At 66.8% G+C, this 25,733-nt stretch carries 28 protein-coding genes; 14 read left to right on the top strand and 14 right to left on the bottom strand.

The window, feature by feature from the left end; all coding sequences use genetic code 11:
* The first annotated feature begins 10 nt into the window (after positions 1–10).
* Together OSH07_RS05360 and OSH07_RS05355 are read left to right on the top strand one after the other, a co-directional pair.
* Positions 11–1,348 (top strand): amino acid ABC transporter permease, encoded by a 1,338-nt coding sequence (locus OSH07_RS05360; protein WP_266337584.1) that lies wholly within the window; start codon positions 11–13, stop codon positions 1,346–1,348.
* A gap of 19 nt (positions 1,349–1,367) precedes the next feature.
* Entirely contained in the window at positions 1,368–2,168 is an 801-nt protein-coding gene (locus OSH07_RS05355) for an amino acid ABC transporter ATP-binding protein (protein WP_277614166.1), read from the top strand.
* Positions 2,169–2,297: 129 nt separating this feature from the next.
* Here the strand turns inward: OSH07_RS05355 and OSH07_RS05350 are convergent, their stop codons facing one another.
* The 9 genes from OSH07_RS05350 to OSH07_RS05310 form a co-directional block, all read right to left on the bottom strand.
* On the bottom strand, positions 2,298–3,638 hold the full coding sequence (locus OSH07_RS05350; protein ID WP_266337583.1) for an OmpA family protein: 1,341 nt from the start codon (positions 3,636–3,638) through the stop codon (positions 2,298–2,300).
* Between the two features lie 163 nt (positions 3,639–3,801).
* Positions 3,802–4,344 (bottom strand): MOSC domain-containing protein, encoded by a 543-nt coding sequence (locus OSH07_RS05345; protein WP_266337582.1) that lies wholly within the window; start codon positions 4,342–4,344, stop codon positions 3,802–3,804.
* 14 nt (positions 4,345–4,358) lie between these two features.
* The gene (gene sseA, locus OSH07_RS05340) at positions 4,359–5,216 is read right to left on the bottom strand and encodes a 3-mercaptopyruvate sulfurtransferase (RefSeq protein ID WP_266337581.1); all 858 of its coding nucleotides are present in this window, start codon (positions 5,214–5,216) and stop codon (positions 4,359–4,361) included.
* Between the two features lie 36 nt (positions 5,217–5,252).
* A complete protein-coding gene (locus OSH07_RS05335; protein WP_266337580.1) occupies positions 5,253–5,969 on the bottom strand; it encodes an alanyl-tRNA editing protein in 717 nt (238 codons plus the stop codon).
* Positions 5,969–7,009, bottom strand: a complete 1,041-nt coding sequence (locus tag OSH07_RS05330; protein ID WP_266337579.1) for a cysteine synthase A — start codon at positions 7,007–7,009, stop codon at positions 5,969–5,971. The genes OSH07_RS05335 and OSH07_RS05330 overlap by 1 nt, the downstream gene beginning before the upstream one ends.
* Before the next feature lie 117 nt (positions 7,010–7,126).
* Entirely contained in the window at positions 7,127–8,590 is a 1,464-nt protein-coding gene (locus OSH07_RS05325) for a cryptochrome/photolyase family protein (protein ID WP_266337578.1), read from the bottom strand.
* Between the two features lies 1 nt (position 8,591).
* Positions 8,592–9,614: an acyltransferase family protein gene (locus tag OSH07_RS05320; protein ID WP_266337577.1), complete on the bottom strand. Its 1,023-nt coding sequence runs from the start codon at positions 9,612–9,614 to the stop codon at positions 8,592–8,594.
* A gap of 119 nt (positions 9,615–9,733) precedes the next feature.
* Positions 9,734–10,072: a hypothetical protein gene (locus OSH07_RS05315; RefSeq protein ID WP_266337576.1), complete on the bottom strand. Its 339-nt coding sequence runs from the start codon at positions 10,070–10,072 to the stop codon at positions 9,734–9,736.
* A gap of 121 nt (positions 10,073–10,193) precedes the next feature.
* Positions 10,194–11,330 carry a Gfo/Idh/MocA family protein gene (locus OSH07_RS05310; RefSeq protein ID WP_266337575.1) on the bottom strand — a complete coding sequence of 379 codons (1,137 nt, stop codon included), beginning with the start codon at positions 11,328–11,330 and terminating at the stop codon, positions 10,194–10,196.
* A 164-nt stretch (positions 11,331–11,494) separates the two neighbouring features.
* Here OSH07_RS05310 and OSH07_RS05305 point away from each other — a divergent pair, with 164 nt between their 5' ends.
* The 7 genes from OSH07_RS05305 to OSH07_RS05275 are packed head-to-tail and all read left to right on the top strand — an operon-like array spanning position 11,495 to position 17,560.
* Positions 11,495–12,304: a sugar phosphate isomerase/epimerase family protein gene (locus OSH07_RS05305; protein WP_266337574.1), complete on the top strand. Its 810-nt coding sequence runs from the start codon at positions 11,495–11,497 to the stop codon at positions 12,302–12,304.
* 18 nt (positions 12,305–12,322) lie between these two features.
* A complete protein-coding gene (locus OSH07_RS05300; protein WP_266337573.1) occupies positions 12,323–13,399 on the top strand; it encodes a Gfo/Idh/MocA family protein in 1,077 nt (358 codons plus the stop codon).
* The gene (locus tag OSH07_RS05295; RefSeq protein ID WP_266337572.1) at positions 13,399–14,223 is read left to right on the top strand and encodes a sugar phosphate isomerase/epimerase family protein; all 825 of its coding nucleotides are present in this window, start codon (positions 13,399–13,401) and stop codon (positions 14,221–14,223) included. The genes OSH07_RS05300 and OSH07_RS05295 overlap by 1 nt, the downstream gene beginning before the upstream one ends.
* Entirely contained in the window at positions 14,220–15,047 is an 828-nt protein-coding gene (locus OSH07_RS05290; protein ID WP_266337571.1) for an alpha/beta fold hydrolase, read from the top strand. Before OSH07_RS05295 ends, OSH07_RS05290 begins: the two co-directional genes overlap by 4 nt.
* Entirely contained in the window at positions 15,044–15,775 is a 732-nt protein-coding gene (locus tag OSH07_RS05285; RefSeq protein WP_266337570.1) for a ribulose-phosphate 3-epimerase, read from the top strand. Before OSH07_RS05290 ends, OSH07_RS05285 begins: the two co-directional genes overlap by 4 nt.
* Positions 15,772–16,722, top strand: coding sequence for an ROK family protein (locus OSH07_RS05280; RefSeq protein WP_266337569.1), 951 nt, complete (start codon positions 15,772–15,774; stop codon positions 16,720–16,722). Before OSH07_RS05285 ends, OSH07_RS05280 begins: the two co-directional genes overlap by 4 nt.
* A gap of 13 nt (positions 16,723–16,735) precedes the next feature.
* The gene (locus OSH07_RS05275) at positions 16,736–17,560 is read left to right on the top strand and encodes a DeoR/GlpR family DNA-binding transcription regulator (RefSeq protein WP_266337568.1); all 825 of its coding nucleotides are present in this window, start codon (positions 16,736–16,738) and stop codon (positions 17,558–17,560) included.
* Positions 17,561–17,563: 3 nt separating this feature from the next.
* On the opposite strand, the gene hspQ is transcribed toward OSH07_RS05275, so the two are convergent.
* The 4 genes from hspQ to OSH07_RS05255 all read right to left on the bottom strand — a co-directional run bounded on the left by hspQ (position 17,564) and on the right by OSH07_RS05255 (position 20,064).
* Positions 17,564–17,896: a heat shock protein HspQ gene (gene hspQ, locus OSH07_RS05270; RefSeq protein ID WP_266337567.1), complete on the bottom strand. Its 333-nt coding sequence runs from the start codon at positions 17,894–17,896 to the stop codon at positions 17,564–17,566.
* 100 nt (positions 17,897–17,996) lie between these two features.
* The gene (locus OSH07_RS05265) at positions 17,997–19,157 is read right to left on the bottom strand and encodes a UbiH/UbiF family hydroxylase (RefSeq protein WP_266337566.1); all 1,161 of its coding nucleotides are present in this window, start codon (positions 19,155–19,157) and stop codon (positions 17,997–17,999) included.
* A complete protein-coding gene (locus OSH07_RS05260; protein ID WP_266338176.1) occupies positions 19,154–19,624 on the bottom strand; it encodes a YeeE/YedE family protein in 471 nt (156 codons plus the stop codon). Before OSH07_RS05260 ends, OSH07_RS05265 begins: the two co-directional genes overlap by 4 nt.
* Positions 19,625–19,626: 2 nt before the next feature.
* The gene (locus tag OSH07_RS05255; RefSeq protein ID WP_266337565.1) at positions 19,627–20,064 is read right to left on the bottom strand and encodes a YeeE/YedE family protein; all 438 of its coding nucleotides are present in this window, start codon (positions 20,062–20,064) and stop codon (positions 19,627–19,629) included.
* A 192-nt stretch (positions 20,065–20,256) separates the two neighbouring features.
* Between OSH07_RS05255 and OSH07_RS05250 the strand changes: the two genes are divergently transcribed.
* From OSH07_RS05250 to OSH07_RS05235, 4 genes are all read left to right on the top strand, one after another.
* Positions 20,257–20,958, top strand: a complete 702-nt coding sequence (locus OSH07_RS05250; protein ID WP_266337564.1) for a CDP-alcohol phosphatidyltransferase family protein — start codon at positions 20,257–20,259, stop codon at positions 20,956–20,958.
* A gap of 15 nt (positions 20,959–20,973) precedes the next feature.
* Positions 20,974–21,693, top strand: a complete 720-nt coding sequence (locus OSH07_RS05245) for a TerC family protein (RefSeq protein WP_266337563.1) — start codon at positions 20,974–20,976, stop codon at positions 21,691–21,693.
* A gap of 199 nt (positions 21,694–21,892) precedes the next feature.
* The gene (locus OSH07_RS05240; RefSeq protein WP_266337562.1) at positions 21,893–23,098 is read left to right on the top strand and encodes an MFS transporter; all 1,206 of its coding nucleotides are present in this window, start codon (positions 21,893–21,895) and stop codon (positions 23,096–23,098) included.
* Positions 23,099–23,177: 79 nt separating this feature from the next.
* Complete coding sequence (locus OSH07_RS05235; RefSeq protein WP_266337561.1) at positions 23,178–24,170, top strand: quinone oxidoreductase family protein; 993 nt, start codon at positions 23,178–23,180, stop codon at positions 24,168–24,170.
* A 1-nt stretch (position 24,171) separates the two neighbouring features.
* On the opposite strand, the gene OSH07_RS05230 is transcribed toward OSH07_RS05235, so the two are convergent.
* The gene (locus OSH07_RS05230; protein ID WP_266337560.1) at positions 24,172–25,128 is read right to left on the bottom strand and encodes a LysR family transcriptional regulator; all 957 of its coding nucleotides are present in this window, start codon (positions 25,126–25,128) and stop codon (positions 24,172–24,174) included.
* A 250-nt stretch (positions 25,129–25,378) separates the two neighbouring features.
* Between OSH07_RS05230 and uraH the strand changes: the two genes are divergently transcribed.
* The gene (gene uraH, locus OSH07_RS05225) at positions 25,379–25,729 is read left to right on the top strand and encodes a hydroxyisourate hydrolase (RefSeq protein ID WP_266337559.1); all 351 of its coding nucleotides are present in this window, start codon (positions 25,379–25,381) and stop codon (positions 25,727–25,729) included.
* The last annotated feature ends 4 nt before the right edge of the window (positions 25,730–25,733 follow it).

The following is a 25,733-nucleotide window of genomic DNA, read 5'->3' as shown; positions in this document are numbered from 1 at the left end:
GGGCCGCGCCATGAACGCACCAAACAGCCAAGGCTATGTCAGCGCCACGATCCTGCAGCCGCAGGCGCCGCCGAGAAGCTCCGTCGGCGTCCTCGGATGGCTCCGGCAAAACCTGTTCTCCACCCCCCTGAACAGCATCACGACGATCGTCCTGCTGGCATTCGTCGCCTGGGCGCTGACGCCCTTCATCCGCTTCACGCTGATCGACGCCACCTGGGAAGGCGCCGACCGGCAGGCCTGCGTGCAGTCGGCCGGCGCCTGCTGGGCCTATGTGAAGGCCTATCTGCCGCAATTCATCTATGGACGCTATCCGATCGACCAGCGCTGGCGCGTCGACCTCGTGTTCCTGATGCTGATCATCGGGCTGATCCCGATGCTGATCCCTCGCGTCTCCTACAAACGCCTGAACGCCCTCTATCTGCTCATCGTCTTCCCGGTCGCCGCCTTCATCCTGCTGACCGGTGGGCATGTCCGCTACCAGGGCGGCCTGTTTCTTGGCTCCGTCATGCCGCCTTCGCCGCTTCGCTTCGCGCTCGACTACGCGATCCTGTCGGCGCTGCTGCTGCTCGCCGTGCGGGTGTTTGCCTGGATGTCGGGCCAGCCGGTTCGCGGTTCGGGTCGTACCCTTGCCATCGTGCTCGCCGGCATCGCGGTCGTGCTCGCCTTGTTCGGCTTCGATTTCGGGCTTGAACCAGTCGAGACGGCGAATTGGGGGGGATTGCTGGTCACTCTCGTCGTGGCCATCACCGGCATGGTCGCCTCGCTGCCACTCGGCATCCTGCTGGCGCTCGGACGGCGCTCGCATATGCCGGTCGTGAAACTCGCCTCGACGATTTTCATCGAGGTCTGGCGCGGTGTGCCCCTGATCACCGTGCTTTTCATGGCCTCGGTGATGCTGCCGCTATTCCTGCCCGACGGCGTCACCTTCGACAAGTTGCTGCGGGCGCTGATTGGCGTGGCGCTGTTCCAGGCGGCCTATATGGCGGAAACCATCCGCGGCGGCCTGCAGGCGATCCCGCGCGGCCAGTATGAGGGCGCCATGGCGCTCGGCCTCGGCTATTGGCAGATGATGCGCAAGATCGTCCTGCCGCAGGCTCTGCGCGTCGTGATACCGGGCATCGTCGGCGCCTTTATCTCGCTGTTCAAGGATACGACGCTGGTGATCATCATCGGCCTCTATGACTTCCTCGGCCAGATCCAGGCCTCGGCCAACGACGCGAAATGGGCCTCGCCGGTGACGGGACTGACGGGATATATCTTCGCAGCCATGGTGTTTTGGGCATTCTGTTTCTCGATGTCGCGCTATGCTGCGTTTACAGAAAGACGGCTCGACCGGGGTCGCAGATGATGTTCAAGGGGAAATTGTGATGTCGGATCTTTCCGTCGCTACCGCCGACCTGCAGCCCGCTCCGCCCGAACTGGCTGTTTCCTCGACCGACGTCGCGGTCGAGATGGTCGGCGTCAACAAGTGGTACGGCGAGTTCCACGTCCTGCGCGACATCAACCTCAAGGTCATGCGCGGCGAACGGATCGTCATCTGCGGGCCGTCCGGCTCGGGCAAGTCGACGTTGATCCGCTGCATCAACCGCCTCGAGGAACACCAGAAGGGCAAGATTGTCGTTGACGGCAAGGAACTTACCAACGACCTCCGCAAGATCGACGAAGTCCGTCGCGAGGTCGGCATGGTGTTTCAGCACTTCAACCTGTTCCCGCACCTGACCATTCTGGAGAATTGCACGCTCGCGCCGATCAACGTGCGCAAGATGCCGAAGCGCGAAGCCGAGGACATCGCGATGCACTATCTGAAGCGCGTCAAGATCCCGGAACAGGCCAACAAATATCCTGGCCAGCTTTCCGGCGGCCAGCAGCAGCGCGTCGCCATCGCCCGCTCGCTCTGCATGAACCCGCGCGTCATGCTCTTCGACGAGCCGACCTCGGCCCTCGATCCCGAAATGATCAAGGAAGTGCTGGACGTCATGGTCGGGCTGGCGCTCGAGGGCATGACGATGATCTGCGTAACGCACGAGATGGGCTTCGCCCGCCAGGTGGCGAACCGGGTCATCTTCATGGATGGCGGCCAGATCATCGAGCAGAACGATCCCGTCAGCTTCTTCACCAATCCGCAGCATGAGCGGACCAAGCTCTTCCTGAGCCAGATCCTGCACTGATGGATCCGTCCGTTTTGTCCTGAAACGAAGGAGCCCGGCAGTAGACCTGCCGGGCTCCTTCGCTTGTGGAGGGCTCCGGCGAACCGGTTCTTCCGGTTCGCCCTGCGAGGTCCCTGTCCGGAATCCGCCTCAGTAGCCACCATGCAGAAGGGGCGTGATGTTGCGGATGGTGACGCGGCGGTTCTGCCGTTCCGGCGCGTCGGTCGGGATCTTCAGGTAGCGCTTGCCGTAGCCCTGGCTGACGAGCGCGTCGCGGGGAATATCGAAATAATCCGACAGGATGCCGGCGACCGCGGCCGCGCGGCGATCCGACAGCTCCAGATTGGCGAGGTCGGTGCCGACCGCGTCGGTGTGGCCCTCGATGAGGAAGACCGCGTCCGGGTTGCGGTAGACGACGCGGCTGATGGCGCGGCCGATCGACTGCAGCTTTCGTACCTGATCGTCGGGAACGCGGGCCGAGCCGAACTCGAAGGTGATGGTATCGATATCGACGCGGCGCACCATGTCGCGCACGCGAGGATCACGGCGGATCTCGTTCATCGAATAGCCCCGATCGATGCGCTGGACCGGCGCCGCGCGGAACGTGTCCTCGATCTGCCGCTCGGAGGCACGGCCACCATCGATGAAGCGGCCATTCGGGCGGTAGGGGCGGGGATCGTCGCGATAGGCGCCCGGAGGCGGCGGCACTTCGCGATCGCCGGGGCGCGAACCGTCGATGAACACGTCGCGCGGCGCACCGCGATAGTCGTCGCGGTAGGAACCCTGCTCGCGATCGCCCGGGCGGGGCGGACGGGCATCGGGACGCGGCCGCTGCTCGTTGCCGGACCGAGCCGAATCCGGACGGCTTTGATCGTTGCGTGGCGGACGACTGCCGGCATCGTCCGGACGGCGGTCGGGCGCCGGACGGGCCTTGTCGGGCTGGGCGGTCGGCGACTGGGACGGCTTCGGTTTCGCTTCGCCCTGCGCGGGTTGCGCCGGCTTGCGGTCCGGGGCAGGCTTCGTTGGCGGCGTCTGGGCGGGCGAGGGAGCCGGGGCAGGCTTGGCTGCGGGCGCCTCGGGCTTCTTGGCACCGGCCGGCGGCTGGTACGGCTTCGGCTGGCTGCCGCCTTCGGCCGGCGGATTGGCCTCTGCCGGACGGGCGGGGCGCATCGGCCGTTCTTCCGACGGGCTGGGCGCGGAATCCGGAGCAGGAGCGCCGCCCGCGGCGGTTTCGGCCGACCGCAGGTCCTTCATCGCATCGGCGACGCCGCGGCGCGCGGCGCGCACGTCGCCACCGGTGTCTTCGGCCTGCTTGAGCGATTCCTGTGCCTGCTCCAGGAGCTCCTTGGCACGGGCAACCCGGTCCTCGGCCTGGGCGACGACGATCGGCCGGGCGTTAAAGCCGGCCTCTTCGCCGAAGGCCAGCGATGTGCCGCCCAGCAGGACCGGGAGCGCAACCGACGAAAACAGGAGAAACTGGGAAGGTCTCATGGGATTCCTGAAGCTTGGCCTGGGCCGGCCGTTGTCCGTGACAGATCCGGCGATACGTCCGAATGTGCCTGCTGCATGCCGATCAATTGCGGCAACCATGAGGGACATATGCGCAGAACGCTGCTGAACGGTGGCTGAATGGCCCGTTCAGGTTGCGTGGGGATCAGACGCGTTCGAGCGCCTGGTGCGGTCCGGTGGGGAGGACGACGCGGATTCGGTCTTCGGGCCGCACCACGCCGCCGGCCTTGACGATCCCCATGACGCCGGCCTTGCGGATGAGATTGCCGTCCGCGTCGCGGTCCAGCGTCGCGGACGTCAGGCCCTTTTGGTAGTGGTCGAGCTGTATGCAGGGATTGCGCAATCCCGTCACCTCGACCACGGCGTCTGGACCGAGACGCAGCAGTGCGCCGCGCGGCAGGCCGAGCAGGTCGATGTCGCGGGTGGTGACGTTCTCGCCGATCGTCCCGGGACCTACCGCGAATCCGCCGGCCTGCAATTCGTCGAGCAATTCCGCATGAACGAGATGGACCTGCCGCAGATTGGGCTGCGTCGGGTCCTGCGCGACGCGCGAGCGATGCTTCACCGTCTCGCCCATATGCGCGTCGCCCTCGACCCCCATGCCCGCGATGAGGCGGATCTCGGCCTGCAGCGCCTTGCTGAAGCTGTGGGTGGGGCTGAGCGCGACGGCGACAACGCGGGACTCCATCGCTCGCTCCTCCGCTACTGCTCGGCCGGACCGGTGACGACCGGGGCTTCTTCGGCGCCGCCCCATTCGGCCCAGGAGCCGTCATAGAGCGCGACCGTCTCGGCGCCAATCGTGCCGAGCGCCAGGGCGAGGATCGCGGCGGTGACGCCGGAGCCGCAACTGGTGACGATGGGGCGCGCGGGATCGACGCCGGCAGCGGCGAACGCTGCCGCGATCTCGGGCCCGCTCTTCAGCGCGCCATTGGAGACGAGGGAGCCCGACGGCACATTGCGGCTACCCGGCATGTGGCCGGACCGCAGGCCCGCTCGCGGTTCGGCCTGCTCGCCACGGAAGCGCTCGCCGGGACGGGCGTCGACGATGGTGACGCTGCGATCGGCGACCAGCCGGCGCATGTCGGCGATCGATCGAACCTGGGCGGCGTCGAGGCGGGCGTGGAACACCTTCGGCGCCGGAGACGTCGCCCCCGCTTCGACGGGACGTCCCTCGGCGGTCCATTTCGGGAAGCCGCCTTCGAGGATGCGCACATCCTTCGCGCCCATGACGCGGAACGTCCACCAGACGCGGGGCGCCGAGAACAGGCCCGCGCCGTCATAGACGACGATGGTCTGCGTCTCGGAAATGCCGAGATCGCCGACCGTCGCGCCGAACTGCTCGGCCGAAGGCAGCATATGCGGCAGGCCGGAGCTGGTGTCGGCCACCTTGTCGAGGTCGAAATAGATCGCACCGGGGATGTGCGAGGCCCCGAATTCCGCCGCCGCGTCGCGATTGGCGTTCGGCAGGTACCAGGAGGCGTCGACGATGGCGATGGACGGGTCGCCGAGCCGTTCGGCGAGCCATTCGGTCGAAACGAAAGTGGTAGCGCGGTCGATCATGGCCATCTCCGATACTCGGTTACCCAGCGGGCGCGGTCAGGCGAAGCGGATGCGCACACGCCGGTTCTGCTTGCCCTTGTTCTCGATCTTGGCGACGACAAGCGGGCCGATCTCGGCAGTCGACTGCACATGCGTACCGCCGCAAGGTTGCAGATCGATGTCACCGATGCGAACGAGGCGCACCCGGCCGCTGCCCATCGGCGGCATGACGCTCATCGTCTTGACGAGGCCCGGATTGGCCAGCAATTCCTCGTCGGTGATCCACTCCGTCGAAACGGGATGGTCGGCGGCGGCGAGCGCGTTCAGCCTCTCTTCGATCGCCTCCTTCGCCGGCACGGCGCCGTCGATGTCGAAGTCGAGGTGCCCTTCGTCGGCGCCGACGCGGCCGCCCGAAACCGGGAACGGCAGGGCGACCGTCAGGAGATGCAGGCCGGTGTGGATGCGCATGTGGCGGTGCCGCGTCGTCCAGTCGATGTGCTGGACCAGTGTTTCGCCCGGCGCCGGCAGGGCGGAGCCCTCCGCCGGGACATGCACGATCTCGCTCTTGCTGTCGCCATAGACCGTGGTCGCGATCTGGATCATCGAGCCGTCTTCACGCTCCAGCGTGCCGGTATCGCCGGGCTGGCCGCCGCCGGTAGCGTAGAAGATCGACCGGTCGAGGAGGATGCCGCCGCGATCGTTGACGCCGATGACCCTGGCCTCGGCGGTCGAAAGATAGGCATCGTCGCGGAAGAGCAGGGTCGTCTCGGTCATTACGGCGCCTTTTCGTAGGGGACGGAGATGTCGGAGTGGCGTTCGAGCCAGCCGGGGACCGGCAGTCCCTTTTCGCGCAGGAAAGCCGGGTTGAACAGCTTCGATTGATAGCGCGTGCCGTAATCGCAGAGGATCGTCACGATCGTGTGGCCGGGGCCCAGCGTCCTGGCGAGGCGGATGGCGCCGGCGATGTTGATGCCGGATGAGCCGCCGAGGCAGAGCCCCTCATGCTCGGCGAGGTCGAACACGACTTCGAGCGCCTCGGCGTCGGTGATCTGGTAGGCGGTGTCGACCGGCGCGCCTTCGAGATTGGCGGTAATGCGGCCCTGGCCGATGCCCTCGGTGATCGACGATCCCTCCGCCTTCAGCACGCCGGTGGTGTAATAGCTGAACAGCGAGGCGCCGAGCGGATCGGCGAGGGCGATCTGGACGCTGGGGTTGCGTTCCTTCAGCGCGATGCCGATGCCGGCGAGCGTGCCGCCGGAGCCGACCGCCGACACGAAGCCGTCGATCCTGCCTTCGGTCTGCGCCCAGATCTCGGGGCCGGTCGTCTCGATATGGGCCTGGCGGTTGGCGACATTGTCGAACTGGTTGGCCCAGATCGCGCCGTTCGGCTCCGTCTTGGCCAGTTGCTCGGCGAGCCGGCCGGATAGCTTCACGTAATTGTTCGGATCCTTGTAGGGGACGGCCGGAACTTCGATCAGCTCGGCGCCGGCGAGGCGCAACGCATCCTTCTTTTCCTGCGACTGCGTCTCGGGAATCACGATTACCGTCTTGAAGCCGAGCGCGCTCGCGACGAGCGCCAGGCCGATTCCCGTGTTGCCCGCCGTGCCCTCGACGATCGTGCCGCCCGGCCGTAGCTGACCCTTGGCGATCGCGTCGCGAATGATGAACAGCGCGGCGCGGTCCTTCACCGACTGACCGGGATTCAGGAATTCTGCCTTGCCGAGGATCTCGCAGCCCGTCTCCTCGGATGCACGACGCAGGCGGATCAGGGGCGTGTTGCCGATGGCTTCGATGACGGAGGGGAGGACGGCCATGATTGCTTTCTTGTACGAGAGGCGGGGAGGCTAGCGGGCCCACAGACTGGCTTCAAGCAGGCCCGCCGGGCAAAGCACCATTCCCCGGCAGCTTCCATGCGCGCGAAATATCATGCTTCAATCATCGTCAAATCCGGAAGACGAATCCACATCATCCTCGCGCATCTGCTGAAAGGCACGCAAAGCCCTCTCGCGCGTAGCACCGAGATCTACAATCGGCCCGGGATATCCGGGGACACCGCCAGCCTTCCAGGCGGCATGGATCTGCTTGGCGGGGACATCCGCCAGTTCCGGGACGAAGCGGCGGACATAGTCTCCGGCCGCATCGAATTTTTCGCCCTGCAGAACCGGGTTGAAAACGCGAAAGTAAGGAGCCGCGTCGGCGCCAGAACCGGCGACCCATTGCCAGCTCGCCGGATTGTTCGCGGCATCCGCATCGACCAGCGTGTCCCAAAACCACGCCTCGCCGATGCGCCAGTCGACCATCAAGTTCTTGATCAGGAACGAGGCGACGATCATCCGCACACGATTGTGCATGAAGCCGGTCTTCCAGAGCTCCCGCATGCCGGCATCGACGATCGGGATACCGGTCCGGCCCTTTCGCCACGCGACCAGCGCGGCCTCGTTGACGGCGGGCCACGGAAAGGCGTCGAAGCGCGGCTGGAAATTCCGCATCGCGAGATCGGGCTGGTGGAACAGCAGGTGCCACGAGAATTCGCGCCAGCCGATCTCCGACAGGAACTTGTCGACATTGGCCTGGCTGATCTTTGTCCCATCGCCGAGGCCTTCCGGTGAAACGCCGTGCCAGAGCTGGAACGGGCTGATCTCGCCGAATCGCAGATGCGGCGACAGTCTTGATGAGACGTCGGCGGCCGGTTCGTCGCGATGCGCCGCATAGTCCTTCAGCTTTTCCGCGCGAAAGGCCTGAAACCTGGCCTGAGCGCCGTCCTCGCCCGGTGTCCAGCTGTCGCGCAGGCCGCCGGCCCAGTCCGGCCGGGTCGGCAGCAGCTTCCAGTCGGCGAGGCTGTCGGACCCCACGCCATCGACCGGCGAGGGCAATTCATCTGGCGCGGGCAGGGGCTCCCGTGGCGGCATCTGCGTCCGGCAGGCGTTCCAGAACGGCGTGAAGACGCGAAACGGCTGATCGGCCTTGGTGCGGATGGTCCAGGGCTCGCAGAGCAGGTTGGCCTGGAAGCTCTCGACCGCGATCCCCCTGTCTTTCAGCCCGGCCTTGATGGCCGCATCGACGGCGCGTTCGCCGCCGCCATAGCGCCGGTTCCAGAACACGTGACCGGCGCCGAGTTCATCGGCCAGCTTGAGCAGGACGTCCTGCGCCGGTCCGTGCCGCAGCACCAGCCTCTGGCCGTGCTTCGCCAGCGCCTTGCCCGAGGCATCGAGCGATCCGTGCAGCCACCATTTGGAAGCGCCGCCGAGCCGGCGAATGCCCTCGCTCATCTCGTCGAGAACATAGACGACGACCAACGGTGCACCGATGCGCGCTCCGGCAGTCAGCGCCGGATTGTCGGCGAGGCGGAGGTCGTCGCGCAGCCAGACGATGGTGGGCTTTCCGAGCGAGGCCATCCTATTCAGCCGGCGCGAATTTCGGCGTCTTCACGCGGTCGATGCGCGCCCAGGCGGGCCGCTCGAACAGGAAGCGCAGGCGCGTGTCGCGCACGACCCAATAGAGAAGGATCGGCACGACGACGCCAACGGCGGTGACGATCAGCGAGACGGTGCCAAGATCCGGGATGATTCCTGTGCGCAGCAGCAGGACGCGCGTCGCCGCCATGGGAAGGAAGAAGGCGAGGTAGATGACGATCGAATGCTCGCCGCAATAGCGCAACGGCGCCATCAGGTCGGCCTTCGAGAGCAGAGCCGAAAAGGCGACGACGGCGCAGGCGCCGAGAATTCCGAGGCAAAGGCCGATGAAGGGCATCTCCGACACGCCGGCGAAGACGGCGTAGCCGTTGATCATCGCCCAGGCGACCAGGCCGAGAATCGCGAGGCCCGGCTGGGCGATGACAGCGGCCGCCAGACGAAACACCTGCGGCGCGAACAGATAGCCGGCATAGAAATAGACGAAGCGCGACGCGAACTCGTCGGGGATGGTCCATCCCGTATGGATCGGGGCGATCTCGAGCGCCGCCGCCGCGACCAGCACGATCCAGGGTGGTACACCGCGCAGCAGCTTGGTCACGGCGAAGAAGATCGGCAGCAGGTAGATGAACCACAGCGTGCCGAACGGCTCGATGAAGGCGAGCAGGAATTGTCCGAGCGCGGCCCCGACGCCGTCCTCGGCCGCCATGCCGGGCGCCTTGAAGGCGAACTGGATTACCAGCCAAAGGACGTAGAAATAGGCGAAATGGATGATCTTGCGGTCGGCGTAGGTGCGCCAGTCGCGATCGATGACGCGGGCGAGGAACAGGCCCGAGATCAGGAAGAAGTCCGGCATGCGGAACGGGCGCGCGAAAGCAACGAGATGGCCAAGCCAGCTTTCTGCCCCGGCGGCTTTTTCGACCCCAAGCGTCGAATGCATCATCACCACCATGACGATGCAGAAGCCCTTGGCATAGTCGACCCAATCGATCCGGGCGTGCCCCGACATTGATCCCCAACCCCGTTATCGTTGCGAGCATGGCTTCATGCGGGAACCGATGCCCGCGAACGAAAGGCGGCGGAGGGAAGCCGCCGCCTTTCCTGATCCCGACAGGTCGTCGTGAGGCGCTACCGGATGCCGCGCTGGGCAGCGCAGTTCTTGGCTACGGCGACCTCGATCAGCGCGATCCGTTCGCCGCGCGCATGCGCCATGAAATCATCATAGGTCGGGTTAGGCGTCCGGATGCCGAGCAGGACGAACTGCAGCGTCGGGTTGCGGCGAAGCTCGTCCCAGCTGTTGTTGTTGCTGGAGATCGGAATGTTCAGCGCCTGGATGCGGGCGGCGATCTGGTCGCAGGAAAGCTTGCGGAACTGGGCGGAATCAACGGGCGCGATCGCCTCCGTCTGCGCGCTGGCGGCGGTCACGCCGGCAACGAGGGCAAGCGCTGCCAGGGAAAAGCGTCTCATCATGGTCTCCTGTCGCCGAAGCCGAATAAGCGGTTGCGAACCAATATAGATCGCCGTCCGCCGCTTTGCATCGCGCTTTGATGGAATGGCTAACGGCAAATGCACGGAGTGCGCGCAAAAGTCAGCCAGCCTGCAGTTCCGCCGCCTCGGCTTCCGTGAGGCTCGCCGGCCGCACCTCGCATTCGGGCAGTGTTACAGCCGAACCCGATGCGCCGGCCTGAAGGATGCCCTCCAGAACCTCCAGCACATGCAGCGCCAGATCGCCGGAGGCGCGCGCAGGCGTTCCGCCGTCGAGGGAGCGGGCGAGATCGGCGACGCCCAGCATGCGATAATTGGCGCGGTCCGGCGCGTCATAGGGCCAGTTAATGCGACCGTTCAGCGTCTCCGCCGTCGACAGCTCCTCCCAGGCCTCGCCGAGTCGGCTGAGCGCAACCGTGCCCCCGAAGGTGTCAGGATCGGGCAGGCGCAGGGATCCCTCCGTGCCGTGCAGCTCGATCGGATGATTGCCGTGCCGGAAGACATCCCAGCTCATGCCCAGCGTCACGCTCGCACCGGAGACGAATTCGATCAGCGCCATGATCGTTGTCGGCGTGCCGACCGGGAAAGCCGTGCCATGGTTCGGGCCGGGCGCCGTGATGAGCCGCTCGGCCTGTCCGATCGTGCTAAGCGCCATTACCCGCTTCGCCGGTCCGAGAAGATTGACCAGCATGGTGACGTAGTAGGGCCCCATGTCGAGGACGGGCCCGCCGCCCGGCTGATAATAGAATTGCGGTGCCGGATGCCAGTGCTCCATGCCGCGGCCCATCATGAAAGCCGTGCCGGCGACAACCCGGCCGATGGCGCCCTCATCCATCAGTCGTCGCGCCAGCCGGCCTGCCGCGCCAAGGAAGGTATCGGGTGCCGAGCCGATGGCGAGATTCCGCTGCTTCGCTTCGGCCACGAGCTTGCGGCCCTCTGCGGCCGTGGCGGCCAGCGGCTTCTCGGTGAAGACGTGTTTGCCGGCGGAGAGGGCGGCCATCGAGATGTCGAAATGGGCGTTCGGGACCGTCAGATTCAGCACGAGATCGATATCGTCGGCGGCAAAAAGCGCGTCGACGCCGAGGGCCTGGATGCCGAATTCGCGCGCGCGTCTCTGCGCCGCCTCCGGCTGCATGTCGGCGCACGCGCGCAGTTCCACGCCCGGAAACAGCGCCGCATTGCGCAGATAGGTGCTGGCGATGTTGCCGCAGCCGATCACGCCAATTCCCAATCGTTTCATTCAGTGTCTCCCCGCCTCTGACGTCACGCCAGTCCTCCTCGAACGGCGCGCTGCGCATCGATGCGCATTCGTGCGTCATCATGCTTGACCGGCGCGCATAAAACAGCAAGCATGATTTGAACGAAAATGCGACGTCGCCACCCGGAACCCGGAACCCGCTCATCATGCTGCAGATCGGCTGCCAGACCTACACGTGGGAAATGCTGGGGGACCGCTGGAAGGGCGGCCCGGACGACCTGCTCGATGCCATCGCGGCGGCGGGCTATTCCGGCATCGAGATCACCGACACGATGATCGGCGACTATGCCGGCAAGCCGGAGGCTTTCGGCCGGGCGCTGGCGGCGAGAGGGCTGGAACTGGCCGCCTTCGCCTGCGCGAGCGGCAGCGGCTATACGGAGCCGGCCCGGCTGGAGAGCGATCTGGCCATGATCGATCGCACTCTCGATTTCGTTGCTGCGTTTCCCGGCGCCGTGCTGTCGCTCGGCAGCGCCACCGTCGTGTCGCCGGGCGATCTCGACGGCAAGTTCGCCGCCGCGGCGGCGCTATACAACGGCGCCGGCGAACTGGGCCGGAAGGCGGGCGTACCGGTCGCCGTGCATCCGAGTTCGCACCACAACACGCTGTTGTTCAGCCGCGCCGACTATGACCGGCTCTTCGGCCTGACCGACCCGGCATTGCTCGGCTGGGTGCCCGATACTGGTCATATCCTCCGCGGCGGCATGGATATCCTCGACACGCTTTCGACCTATCGCGACCGCATCCGCTACCTGCACCTGAAGGATGTCGACGCGGCCGGGGACTGGCAGATGTTGGGTTCCGGAATCTGCGACACGCGCGCGGTTGTCGACATTGTCGCGGCGAGCCCGAACTTCAACGGCTGGCTCGTGCTTGAAGAAGAATCGGACATCGCCGCCGCCGATCCGGCCAAGGGTGTCCGCACCAACCGCGAGACGATGCGACAGCTCCTCGCCTGACAACGACAAGGATATTCCATGCTGAAGAAGGAAGCGCGCAGGCTGCGGGTTGGCGTGCTTGGCTGTGGCCCGATCGCTCAGTTCGCGCATCTCGAATCCTCGGTGAAGGCCCGCAACGCCGATCTCTACGCGATCTGCGACGCGGCGCCGGACCTGCTGGCGCGGATGGCGGCGACCTATGAGCCGTTCAAGGCCTATGCCGACTACGACGCCATGCTGGCCGATCCCGAGGTCGAGGCCGTCGTCGTCGCGATCTCCGACAGCTTCCATGTGCCGATGGCGATCCGGGCGCTGGAAGCCGGCAAGCATGTGCTTTGCGAGAAGCCGCTCGGCGTCAACGTCGAGGAAGTCGAGGCCATGAAGAAGGTCGTCGACCGCACCGGGCTGACGCTGCAGGTCGGCCACATGAAGCGCTTCGATCCGGGCCTCGAGGCGGCGGAGGCGTTCATCAAGACCGAGATGGGCCAGCAGTTGTCGCTCAAGGCTTGGTATTGCGACAGCACGCATCGCTACACGATGACCGACGCCGTCCAGCCGCTGCCGATCACCAGCAAGCTGGCGAAAAAGCCGAGCGAGAACCCGAAGGCGGATCTTCGCCGCTACTTCATGCTCGCGCATGGCAGCCATCTGGTGGATACCGCGCGCTTCCTGTGCGGCGAGATCACCGAGGTCCGGGCGCGCTTGCTCGAGCGTTTCGGCGCCTATAGCTGGTTCGTCGAGACCGGCTTCGCCAATGGCGTGCTCGGCCATCTCGACCTGACCGTCGCCGTCCGCATGGACTGGTTCGAGGGCTTCCAGCTCTATGGCGAAAACGGCAGCATCGTCGCCAAGACCTACAATCCCTGGTATTTCAAATCGAGCGATGTCGAGATCTTCTCGGAGAAGGACGCGACCTATCATCGTCCGCTCGGCGCCGATGGACATTTCTTCCGCCGGCAGCTCGAAGGCTTCGCCGACACCATCCTGAACGGCGTTCCGCAGCGCGGCGCCAACATCGATGATGGCCTCGCCTCCGTTCGCGCCATGGCGGCGATCGCCGAGTCGGCCCGGACCGGCAGGGCGGTCCGCGTCGCCGACATGCAGGGGGCGGTCTGATGCGCCTCGGCATCTTCGCGAAGACATTTTCCGGTAACGACCCGTTAACCGTGCTGGCCGCCGTCAGGGAGGCCGGCTACGACTCCGCGCAGTTCAACATGGCCTGCGCCGGATTGCCGGCGATGCCGGACCAGATCCCGGCCGAGACGATCGCCGCGATCCGCGATGCCGTCGCCGCGACCGGCGTCGAGCTGGTCGCGCTCTCCGGCACCTACAACATGATCCACCCGGACATCGCCGTTCGCGAGACGGGGCTGCGCCGGCTCGGCGTCCTGCTCGATGCGGCGAGGGAACTCGGCATCCCGCTGGTGACGCTCTGCACCGGCACGCGCGATCCCGACGACCAGTGGGCGCTTCACCCGGACAACGCGACGCCGGAGGCCTGGGCCGATCTCCTGGCCGAGATGGCCAAGGCGGTGGCGCTGGCGGAAGCCGCCGGCGTCGATCTCGGCATCGAGCCGGAGCAGGCGAATGTTGTGACCTCGGCCGCGGACGGCATCCGGTTGGTCGAGGCGATCGGCTCGACACGGATCCGCTTCGTGCTCGATCCGGCCAATCTGTTCGAGGTCGCCGATCGCGACACGGCCCGGACGATCGTTTCCGACGCCGTGGCGTTGCTGGCCGGGCGGATCGCCATGGCGCACGCCAAGGACCGCAATCCCGATGGCAGTTTCGCCACTGCCGGAACCGGCGTCGTCGATTTTCCCGATTTCCTGGCGCGGCTCGAAGCGGTCGGCTTCGACGGTTCCGTCGTGACGCACGGCCTTTCGGCCGAGGAGGCGCCCGGCGTCGCCCGCTATCTCGCGGGCCTGCTGCGGCCATGACCCGCTCGAGCTTCCGGCGCGACGACGCAGAACTTAGCGTCTTCGATAGCGGCATCGGCCTGCCGGTGGTGTTCCAGCACGGACTCGGCGGCGACAACGGCCAGGTCGTGGAGAATTTTCCCGATGGCCCGGCATATCGCCGGCTGACGGTCGAATGCCGCGCGCAGGGACAGTCGCAGCCCGGCAGCATCCGGCCGTTCTCGATCGCCATGTTCGCCGCCGACATTCTCGCCGTCTGCGACGCCCGCGGCATCGATCGCTTCGTCATGGGCGGCATATCGATGGGGGCCGCGATCGCGCTGCACATCGCCCATCGGAACCCCGACCGCGTCGCCGGCCTTGTGCTGGCCCGCCCCGCCTGGCTGTTCGATGCGACGCCGGAAAACATGCGCCCCTATGCGCTGGTGGCGGAGCATCTGCGCCGCGCTCCGCCGGAACAGGCCAAGACGGCCTTCGCCGCCTCGCCGCTGGCGCAGCAACTTGCCGTCGACGCGCCGGACAATCTCGCCTCGCTGCTGAAGTTCTTCGATCGGCCCGATCCGGCCGTCACCGCCGACCTGCTCGGTGGCATCGCGCTCGACGGGCCCGGCGTCACCGAGGCGGAGGCGAGGGAGCTCGACCTGCCGACGCTGGTGATCGGCCACGAAGTCGATACCGTCCATCCGCTCGCTTTTGCCAAGCGCCTGGCCGAAACTATACCGGCCGCCCGCCTTGCCGAGATCGCGCCGAAGGCGACCGACAAGCCCCGCCATGTCTCCGAATTCCGCAGTGAGCTGGAAAGCTTCCTGCGCACGATAGAACCTCTCCGGGAGAAGACCGCATGACCGCCTCCAACAAGCCCGCCGCCGGCTGGCTCCAGGCCCTGCCGCGCAACCGCCTGCTCGGCGAATTCTCGTTGTGGTCGGCCGATCTCTGCAACATGGAGCGGGACGTCCGCCGCATCGATGCGCATGTCGACCTCTATCACATCGACGTCGCCGACGGTCATTTCGCCCCGGCGCTGCTCTTCTTCCCTGATCTCGTGGCCCGCATTCGTGGCCACACCAGCCGGCCGCTGCATGTGCATCTGATGACGTCGGACGACGTGCTGCTGTCGCAGATCCGCCAGTTCGCCGAGGCCGGCGCCGATCTGATCTCGATCCATGTCGAGAATGCCGCCGTCGCCGAGGAAGCGCTGGCGCTGATCGCCGAGCTCGGCGTCGAGGCCGGCATGGTGCTGCGCATCGAGACGCCGGTCGAAACGGTCAAGCCGTGGCTTTCGAAGCTCGCCTTCGTGACGCTGCTCGGCACCGCGATCGGCGTGAAGGGGCAGGGGCTTTCCGACGAAGCCTGCCCGCGCCTCGAGGCGGTACGCGCCATGCTGCAGGAAGCGGGCCTCGAGGATTCCGTCCGCCTCGCCGCCGATGGCGGCATCCGCGAAAACACCGTGCCGCGCCTGCGCGCCGCCAGCGCCGAGACGGTCGTGCTGGGCTCGCTCGCCTTCGGCGATCCCGACCTCGCCGCCCGCATGGCCTGGCTGCACGCGCTTCCCGGTCCGGGCGCGGCGGCATGACGCGCGCGGCGCTTGCCATCGATCTCGGCGGCACGGAATTGCGCGCCGCCGTCGTCGAGGCGAACGGCCATGTCGCCGCCTTCGCCGCGACGCCGACCGACGCGCAGGGCGGGCCGGATGCGGTGATCGCCCAGATGGTGGCGTTGCTCGATCGGGTGCGGAGCGAAGCGCCGGCGGCGGAGATCGTCGGCCTCGGCGTCGGCGCACCGGGACCACTCGATCCCGACGCCGGCATCGTCGTCGATGCACCGACGCTGCTCGGCTGGCGCAACGTGCCGCTGACCTCGATTCTTTCGGAGCGTCTGGGTCTCGCCGTCCAGCTGGAGAACGACGCCAATGCGGCGGCGCTCGGCGAATGGCGCTTCGGCGCCGGGCAGGGCACGCAGTCGATGGTGTTCATTACCGTCTCGACCGGCGTCGGCGGCGGCGTCATCGTCGACGGACATCTCCTGCATGGCCGTCGCGGCCTTGCCGGCGAGATCGGCCATATGGCGGTCTCCGAGCAGCCGGTGCGCTGCTCCTGCGGTGGTCTCGGCTGCTGGGAGGCGTTTGCCTCGGGCACGGCGCTGGCGCGGGAGGCGAGCAAGCTGGTGGAATCGGGCGGCGCGCCGGAAATCGGCCGGCTGGCGGGAAGCGAACCGGTGACCGGCAGGCACGTCGCCGAGGCCGCCCGCCAGGGTGACGGCCCGGCACTGAAGCTGCTGGACGACGAGGCGCGCTGGCTCGGCGTCGGCCTGACCAACCTGCTGCATCTCTATTCGCCCGAACGATTGATCCTCGGCGGCGGCGTCGGCAGCCTGCTGCCGATGATGCAGGCTCGCATCGAGGGCACGATCCGCGAGCGGGCGATGTCGGCGTTTCGCGACGTCCCGGTGGTGGCGGCAGCGCTTGGCCGCAACGCGGGGCTTGTCGGCGCCGCCAGCCTCATGCTCCAAGGATCGCCTTGAGACAAGGGACGCCATGAGCCAGGACGACAGCCACCCGCCCGTCACGATCGAACCCGACGCCAGCGGCGGCGCGCTGCCGGCGCTGCGCCATAGCCGGCTGCTTCAATATCTGCAGGATCGCGGCCAGGCGACGGCGGCGGAGCTCGTGGCGCTGCTCGAAGTCTCCCGCGATACCGTGCGCCGTGACCTCGATCTTCTGGAACGGCGCGGGCTGCTGGTGCGCACCCATGGCGGCGCGGTGACGAAGGATCGCCTCGTCCGTGTCGACACGACCATGGGCCTGCGCATGGATGAGCATGTCGAGGCCAAGCGCCGGATCGGTCAGGCGGCCTCATCCCTCATCCGCGACGACGAAACGCTGATCCTGAATGGCGGCTCGACGATCTGCTTCTTCGCCGCCGCGCTCGGGGCGCGGCGCAGCCTCACCATCGTCACCAACAATCTGCGCCTGCCGGCCGTCGTGCCGGAGGGCAGCATCCAGTCGATCCATATCCTGGGCGGGTCGTACTGGCCGAACTACCAGGTGACGATCGGTGCCATCGGCTTCGCGGCGGTGGCCGGCATCCATGCCGATACGGCCGTGATCGGCTGCTCCGGCGTGTCGGCGTCCGGCATCTCGATGACCAAGCTCGACGAGGCGGCGCATACGGCCGGCATGATCGGCGTGGCGTCGCGCACCATCGTCGTCGCCGACCGCAGCAAGTTCGGCATCACGGCCTTCGCCAACATCGCGCCGCTCGATGACATCCAGTGCCTTGTCACGGACGGCGAGCCGCCGCCGGAGCTGGCGGAGGCGCTGGAGCGGGCAGGGGTGCAGGTGATCGTCTGCGGGCCGTGAACGCTAGTTCAGGCCGCCATTCCGTGTGAGATACACGTCGCCGCGGCGCTCGGAAAAATAGTCCGGGATCTGCGGATGGCGCAGCGGCTCGTCCGAATTGTCGATCAGCAGGTTCTGCTCCGAGACATAGGCGACGTACTCGGTTTCCGCGTTCTCGGCGAGCAGGTGATAGAAGGGCTGATCGCGCGACGGCCTGGCGTCGGCGGGGATGGCATCCCACCATTCCTCGGTGTTGGAAAAGACCGGATCGACGTCGAAAATCACGCCCCGGAACGGAAAGGTACGATGGCGGACGATCTGTCCGATCTGGAATTTGGCTGTACGCGGCTGAACCATGGCCTATCCAATTGTCTCGGGCTGGCCAGAAGCCACGATGTTCCGGCCACGTCAACCTCCCGCAACGATTTAGGCGGCTGAGCGAAGTCGCGCCGCCGCCTCACAGATGCGGCGTCAGCCCCTGGCGCATCACGAGGCGCTTCAGCTTCGGCAGCCGGTCGATGGCGTAGAGCCCGATGCCGCGCATGGCCTGCACGGGCAGGAAATCGGTCAGGAGCGTGCGGTTCAGCGCATCGACCGCCGTCGTCCTCGACAGGATGTCGCCAGTACGGGCCTTGTCATAGGCGGCGAGCGCGTCGGCGCTTCCGGGATCGTCGCGATGGTCCCCCACCGCGGCGGCGAAGGCGGCCGCGTCGCGCAGGCCGAGATTGAGCCCCTGGGCGCCGATCGGCGGGAAGACGTGCGCGGCCTCGCCGATCAGCGCGATGCGTCGCGCCGCGAAATGACGGGCGGTCTGGCCGGATAGCGGGAATACCTGCCGGCTGCCGACGATGGTGATCTTGCCCACGATCGAGCGCGAGCGCCGCTCGAATTCGGCCGCGAGCGCCTCGTCGTCAAGCTTCGACAGCCGCTCGGCCTCGGTCGGGCTCTCGACGCAGACGATGGCGGAATGCAGGCCGGGCATCGGGACGATGGTGAAGGGGCCGGTCTCGGTATGGAACTCGGTCGAGACGTCGTCATGCGGCCGGCTGTGGGCGATGTTCACGACCAGGGCCGCCTGCGGATAGGACCAGCTGCGTACGGTGAGGCCGGCTGCGTCGCGCGCCTTGGAGCGGCGGCCATCGGCGGCGCCGAGCAGCTTGCTGCGGATCCGGGCGCCATCGGCCGTCACCACGGTGACCGCGTCGTCCTCCGGCTGGATCTCGGATGCGAACCCGGTCACGCGCTCGATGCCGACCTGGTCAATCGCCTCATCGAGGGCGGCGATCAGCACGGCGTTCGGGATGTTGTAGCCGAACGCCTCGCGCTCGACCTCATAGGCGTGGAATTCGACCAGCGGCGCGCGGATCAGCCGGCGCGTCGCATCGACGATCCGCATGGTGCGCAGAGGCGCAGCCTTCGATTCGACCGCCGGCCAGATGCCGGTCTGCTTCAGGATGTCGACCGAGGCGCCGAGCATCGCCACCGTGCGCTCGTCGCGAGGTGGCGTCTTCGGCGCGACCAGGGTCAGGGAAACGCCATGGCTGCGCGCCAACAGCGCGGCGACGAGGCCGGCCGGGCCGCCGCCGACTACGGCTACGTCGCTGAGATCATCGGTCATGGCTGGGCCTGTGTCTTTTCATCATCCGGATTGCGGCGCCCGCGGATCAGCCGAACCGCCAGCGACCCGACCGCCATGGCGGCAAGGAAGATCAGGATGTCGGGCAACGCGAAGGCGATATTGGCGATGGCGGGGCCGGGGCACAAGCCGGACAGGCCCCAGCCGATGCCGAACAGGATCGATCCGAGCACCAGCGGCGCGTCGACACGACGGGCGCTCGGCGTCGCGAACGTCGCGGCGGCGATCGGGTGACGATGGCGGTGGGCGATCCTGAGCGCCGCCATGCTGACCAGTACCGCCGAGGCCATCACGAAGGCGAGGCTCGGGTCCCAGCCCCCGGTCCGGATCGCGGCGATGTCGAGGAACGCCTTCACCTTGGACGGATCGATCATGCCCGAAATCGCCAAGCCAAGGCCGAACAAGAGGCCGGACGCGAGCGCGCCGAGGCGGAAGAGGGCCGGGCGCATGGTCACAGGCCATGCCTCACGATGAAGACGGTGACGATCGCCGCCGCCATGAAGGCGAGGACGGCGACCATCGAGCGGACCGACAGCCGCGCCAGCCCGCAAACGCCGTGGCCCGAAGTGCAGCCACGCGCCAAAGCCGTGCCGACGCCGACCAGTAGGCCCGACGCCGCCAGGCCGAGCGGATCGAGATTGAGGGCGGGCATGGCGGCCGACGCATCGGGAATCAGGCGCGGCGCGACTGCAAGCCCGATGGCGGCTCCGATGGGCAAGCCGGCGAGGAACAGCAGCCGCCAGGGCAGGTCTTCGAGCCGGCGCGACAGCGCCGAGCCGAAAATCGACGAGATGCCGGCAATACGGCCATTGACGATCCATAGCAGGCCGGCGGCCGCGCCGATCAAGGCGCCTCCGATTATGGCGGATATGGGCGAAAAGCCGATCATGCGGTACTCCTGCAATACCGTCATGGTGGGTGAGGGATAGGAGGCGGGCAATCCTGTCAGATGTCGCAGGTCATGACGCCGCAGTGGCTATTGCCAGCCAGCGTTGGAGCACGTATCGACAGTAAAAGCTGCCAAAGGCGCTGGATGCGGCCGCGCAACCTTCGCCGGCGGCCAGTGCAGCTGGGGATCCTTATGCCAACGACGAAGACCTGGGCCGTTCATCTGCTTACGGCGAGCGGCGCCGCCTTCGCGCTGCTTGCAGCGCTCGCCGTGGCGCGCGGCGCGTGGGTGGAGACCTTCCTCTGGCTCGGCGCGGCCCTCTTCGTCGACGGCGTCGATGGCCCCCTGGCGCGCGGCTTCCGCGTCGGCGAACGCGTGCCCTGGTTCGACGGCGCCATCCTCGACATGGTGATCGACTACACGACCTATGTCTTCATTCCCGCGCTGATCCTGGCCCGCTCGGACCTCATGCCGCCGATGCTGGCGGCGCCGGCCGGCATCCTTGTGGCGGTCATCGGCGCGCTCTATTTCGCCGACACCCGGATGAAGACGCGCGAATACGGGTTTCGTGGGTTCCCGGCGGTCTGGAACATGGTCGTCTTCGTGCTGATGGTGTTCGCGCCGCCGCCGGTGTTCTCTGTCATCGTCATCGTCGCGCTCGCGGTGCTCACTTTCTCGCCGGTCGAGTTCGTGCATCCGGTGCGGGTCAAGCGGCTGCGTCCGCTGACGCTGACGGTGACGCTCGCCTGGTCGATCTTCTCGCTGCTTTCCGTCCTGGCCGAACTGAAGCCGAATCAACTGGTTCTGGCCGGCCTCGGGCTGACCACCGTCTATCTGACCATCATCGGCGCGGTTCTCCAGGCGACCCGTTTCCGCCTGCCTCGCCGAAGCTGAGGAGCGAACCCGCCGATGAACGTCGACCTTCTGTTTCAGCCGGCGGCATGGATCAGCTTCCTGACGCTCTCCGTCATGGAGATCGTGCTCGGCATCGACAATGTTGTGTTCATCTCGGTGCTCGTCTCGCGGCTCCCGGCCGAACAGGCGAAGCGGGCGCGCCAGATCGGCCTGTCGCTGGCGCTGGTGTTCCGCGTCCTGCTGCTGATGGTGCTTTCCTACCTGATCGGCCTGACGACGCCGGTCTTCACCCTGTTCGAGCACCCGTTCTCCTGGCGCGACCTGATCCTGCTCGCGGGCGGCCTGTTCCTCGTCTACAAGGCGACGCACGAGATCCATAAGGGCGTCGAAGGTCACGACGAAGGGGCGGGCGGGGCGCTGAAGGCCGGCTTTGCCGCGATCGTCGCCCAGATCATCGTCATCGACATCGTCTTCTCGGTTGATTCGATCATCACCGCGATCGGCATGGCCGAGCATCTCGAGATCATGATCGCCGCCGTCATCGTGGCGATGATCATCATGTACATCGCCTCCGGCCCGATCTCGCACTTCATCGAGCACCACCCGACCACCAAGATGCTGGCGCTGGCCTTCCTGCTGATGATCGGCGCGGCGCTGATCGCCGACGGCATCGGCTTCCATATCCCGCGCAGCTACCTCTACGCGGCGATGGCGTTCTCGACGGTCGTGGAAGTGCTGAACGTGGTCGCGCAGCGCAACCGTAAGAAGGCATGAACCAGAGCGCGAACCGGAGGCCGGATCTCTCGTTTTGACGGGATCCGGCAGATTGAATCGGTTCTAGAATCGGTTGCACGGGCCAGGGGGCGCCTGTACAAGGAATTTCCCCCTTCTGGCGGGCGTTTTTGCCCGGATGGCGCCAATCCATCCACGCGGCTTCGGCCGCGTCCGCAACCCAACAACGACAGAGTCCGAAATGGGCCTTTCCTTCGCGTCCGCGCGCCTCATCATGGCGCTGTTCTTCTTTTATTCCAGCTCCATGTCGAACTGGCTGATCCGCATTCCGGACGTCCAGCACAAGCTGGGCCTGGAGCCGGCGACGCTGGCGATCTGCCTGCTCGGCGTGCCGATCGGCCTCGTCACCTCGATGGCGTTTTCCGGCGCAGTGGTGGAGTGGCTCGGGCCGCGCCGCGCGATCAAGATCGGTTTCCCGCTGCTGCTCGGACCGCTGCTGCTTCCCGGCTTCGCGACCTCGCCGACGCTGCTGTTCTTGGCGCTGGTGCTCGTCGGCCTCGGCATGGGGCCGCTCGAGGTCGCCCTCAACGTGACCGCCGACCGGATCGGCCGCGCGATCGGCCGCACGGTGATGTCGCGCTGCCATGCCTTCTGGAGCTTCGGCCTGATGGGCGGCAGTGTTACCGGATCGCTCGCCGCGACCTATGGCCTGTCGCCCGGCATCCACATGATCGTAGTGGTGATCTCGGTGTTCGTGATCGGCGAGGCGCTCGCCTCGCGCCTGCCGCCGATCCACACCGCCGAGGACGCCTCGCCCAGGGCGAAGACCCCGGCCTTCGTGCTGCCTTCGCCGAAGATCGTGCTGCTCTGCCTGTTCGCTTTCGGCATGCTGCTGGTCGAAGGCGGCATCATCGACTGGAGCGCCATCTATCTGCGCGACGTGTTCGGATCGAAGCCGCCGACGACGGGTTACGCGCTGACCGCCTTCAGCATGTTGATGGCGTTCGGCCGCCTGATCGGCGACTGGCTGTCGATGCGCTATGGCGCCGTGAAGATGGCGCGCGTCTGCTGCGCGGTGGCGCTCGCCGGCCTGCTGGTGATGGTGCTCGCCGTCGATCCGTTCATGGTGATCATCGGCGCGGCCGCAACCGGCTTCGGCGTCTCGATCGTCTTCCCGCTCGCCGTCACCGCGGCCGCCTCGCGCGAGGGGCCGCCGGCCGTTAACGTCGCTGCGCTGTCGCTGCTGTCGTTTTCGGGCTTCCTGCTGGGGCCGCCGATGGTCGGCTTCGTCGCCCAGGTCGGCGGCTACCGGCTGGGCATGGCGACGCTGCTGCTCGCCGCCGGCATGAGCCTGTGGCTCTCCGGCGAGGTGCGCCCGCGCAAGCCCGGCAGCACGCCCGTCGCGGCGAAGGACGGCGTCCGGGACACCACGAACGAACCGGTATAGCATCCGCCGGCACGAACCGGCCCCGGCCGGATCCCCGAGATGGCGTCCGGCCGGACGCGCGCAGAAATGGAATAGGGTCATGGTCGAAGCGATTGCGGTACACGCCATCCGGGTCCACTCGCATGGCGGTCCCGAGGTACTCTCCTTCGACAGGATCGACGTCGGCGCCCCGGGGCCGGGCCAGGTCCGCCTGCGGCATACGGCGATCGGCCTCAATTTCGTCGACACCTATTTCCGCACCGGCCTCTATCCGGCGCCCGGCGCCTTTCCCTTCGTACCCGGCAGCGAGGGCGTCGGCGTGGTCGAGGCGGTTGGCGAGGGTGTCACCGACTTCAAGGCCGGCGACCGCGTCGGCTATGCCGATCCGATGGGTTCCTATGCCGAGGCCCGGCTCGCGCCGGCGGCGCGGCTGATCCCGATCCCGGATGGCATCAGCGACACCATCGCCGCCTCCTCGATCCTGAAGGGGCTGACGGCGCGCTACCTGCTGCGCGAAACCTTCAGGGTGGGCCCCGAGCACACGATCCTGTTCCATGCCGCAGCCGGCGGCGTCGGCCAGATCGCGACGCAATGGGCAAAGTCGCTCGGCGCGCGGGTGATCGGCACGGTCGGCTCGGAAGAGAAGGCGGCGATCGCCCGCCGGCTCGGCTGCGACCACGTCATCAACTACCGCACGGAGAATTTCGTCGAGCGCGTGCTGGAGATCACCGGCGGCGCCAAGCTCGACGTTGTCTATGACTCCGTCGGCAAGGACACGTTCCCCGCTTCGCTCGACTGCCTCAAGCGTCGCGGCACGTGGGTTTCCTTCGGTAACGCGTCCGGCGCCGTTCCGCCGTTCTCGATCGGCATCCTGAACCAGAAGGGCTCGCTCTACGCCACCCGCCCGTCACTCGGCGGCTATGTGGCCGAGCGCGGCGAACTGGTTGAATCGGCGAAGGATCTCTTCGACGTCATTCTGTCGGGCAAGGTCGTCGTCGCCGAGCCGCAGACCTTCCGGTTGGCGGACGCCGCCGAGGCGCAGCGTGCGCTCGAAGGCCGCCGCACCACCGGCTCGGTCGTTCTGATCCCGTAGGTCAATAGAGCCCCTCGCGGGCGCGGAAATGGCTGCTGGCCAGGTTGAAGAAGGCGGCGGGGGCGAAGCGCAGGTCGCCACCCTTGCGGATCACCATGCCGAAGCGGTTGAGCGGCAGGCCCTTGTCGGCGATCGGCCGGAACACGACCTCGCCGCTCGCCAGTTCGCGCTCGATGCCGAGCGGCGTCATGAACGACAGGTAGCGGCCGGTCTTCGCCAGTTCGAACAGCATTCGGATCGAGTTCACCTCGACGAAGGAGCGGCCGCGCGAGCCGTCCTGATCGAGGAAAGGCTCAAGGATCTCGCGGATCGAAAGTCCCTGGCGCGGCACCGCGAAGGGGTGGGCGAAGCAGGTGGCGAAACTCGGGCGCATCTCGCCCGCCAACGGATGATCGGCCCGCATCACGGCGCCGATCGGCAGGTCGCGGCGAACCGCGATCTCGATGCCGCGATGCTGCGCAGCCAGGAAGGTGAAGCCGATGTCGACGTCGGAATCGACGACCATGGCGATTGCCTCCTGCGCCGACGCCATGCGGATATCCACATGCAGGTTGGGATAATGGGCGCTGAAGTCGGCGATGATGCTGGGCAGGATCGTCAGGCCGACGCTCTCGACGGTGGCGACGCGGACCGTGCCGGTCTTCAGCCCGGCCAGCAGGCTCAACTGCGAGACGGCGGCCTCCAGCGGGCTGGTCAGCTGCTTGGCGTGGCGCAGCAGGATCTCACCCGCCGGCGTCAGCCGCAGCCGGCGCGCCTCGCGCACGAACAGCGGCATTTCCAGCGTCTGTTCCAGATGGCCGATCTGCCGGGCGACGGCCGAAGAGGCCACGTTCATCCGGCGCGCCGTCTCCCGCATCGACAGCGTCTCCGCCACCGTCAGGAAGTAGAGCAGGGAAGGCGTGTGAAACAGCCGCGCCAGACTGGCGGGCGCGAGGGAGTTCTTGCTCTCGGAGACCATCCTCTTTGCCCCGCTTTCTCCGAGGTGCTGCCTTTTCGGCAGCGCCATGCGCTCCAACTGGCAGTATCATGGACCTTGGAGGCGTTCTAGCATGATGGCGGGGGATCGTTGCCGTCACGGTATTGCAGCTGTCCCTTGCCGCATTAAGATGCACCAGTTGATCAAAAAATCCATTTGATCAAACCTTAGGCATCTCTCTATGTTTCGTCCAAGGTCGGACGCCTGAGAAGCAATTGGAAACGGACCGCAAATGGGTCGCCTCACCACACATGTTCTGGATACTGCCGCGGGCCGGCCCGCAGCGGGTTTGAAGATCGACCTGCACCGGCTCGGCGCGGACGCGAAGCTTCTGAAGTCGGTGACGACCAATTCCGACGGCCGGGTCGACGGGCCTCTGCTCGAAGGCGCGGCACTGGAGGAGGGGGAGTATGAACTCGTCTTCCACGCCGGTGATTATCTTCGCGGCACGAACGGCGCCCTGCCGTCGCGTCTGTTCCTCGACGTCATTCCGATCCGCTTCGGTATCGCGTCCGCGAGCGAGCACTATCATGTGCCGTTGCTGATCTCGCCCTATGGCTATTCGACGTATCGGGGTAGCTGAGCCG

Origin of the sequence: Kaistia nematophila (assembly GCF_026343855.1) — a bacterium.
Lineage (GTDB): Bacteria > Pseudomonadota > Alphaproteobacteria > Rhizobiales > Kaistiaceae > Kaistia > Kaistia nematophila.
This window is presented reverse-complemented; position numbering and strand designations above follow the sequence as displayed.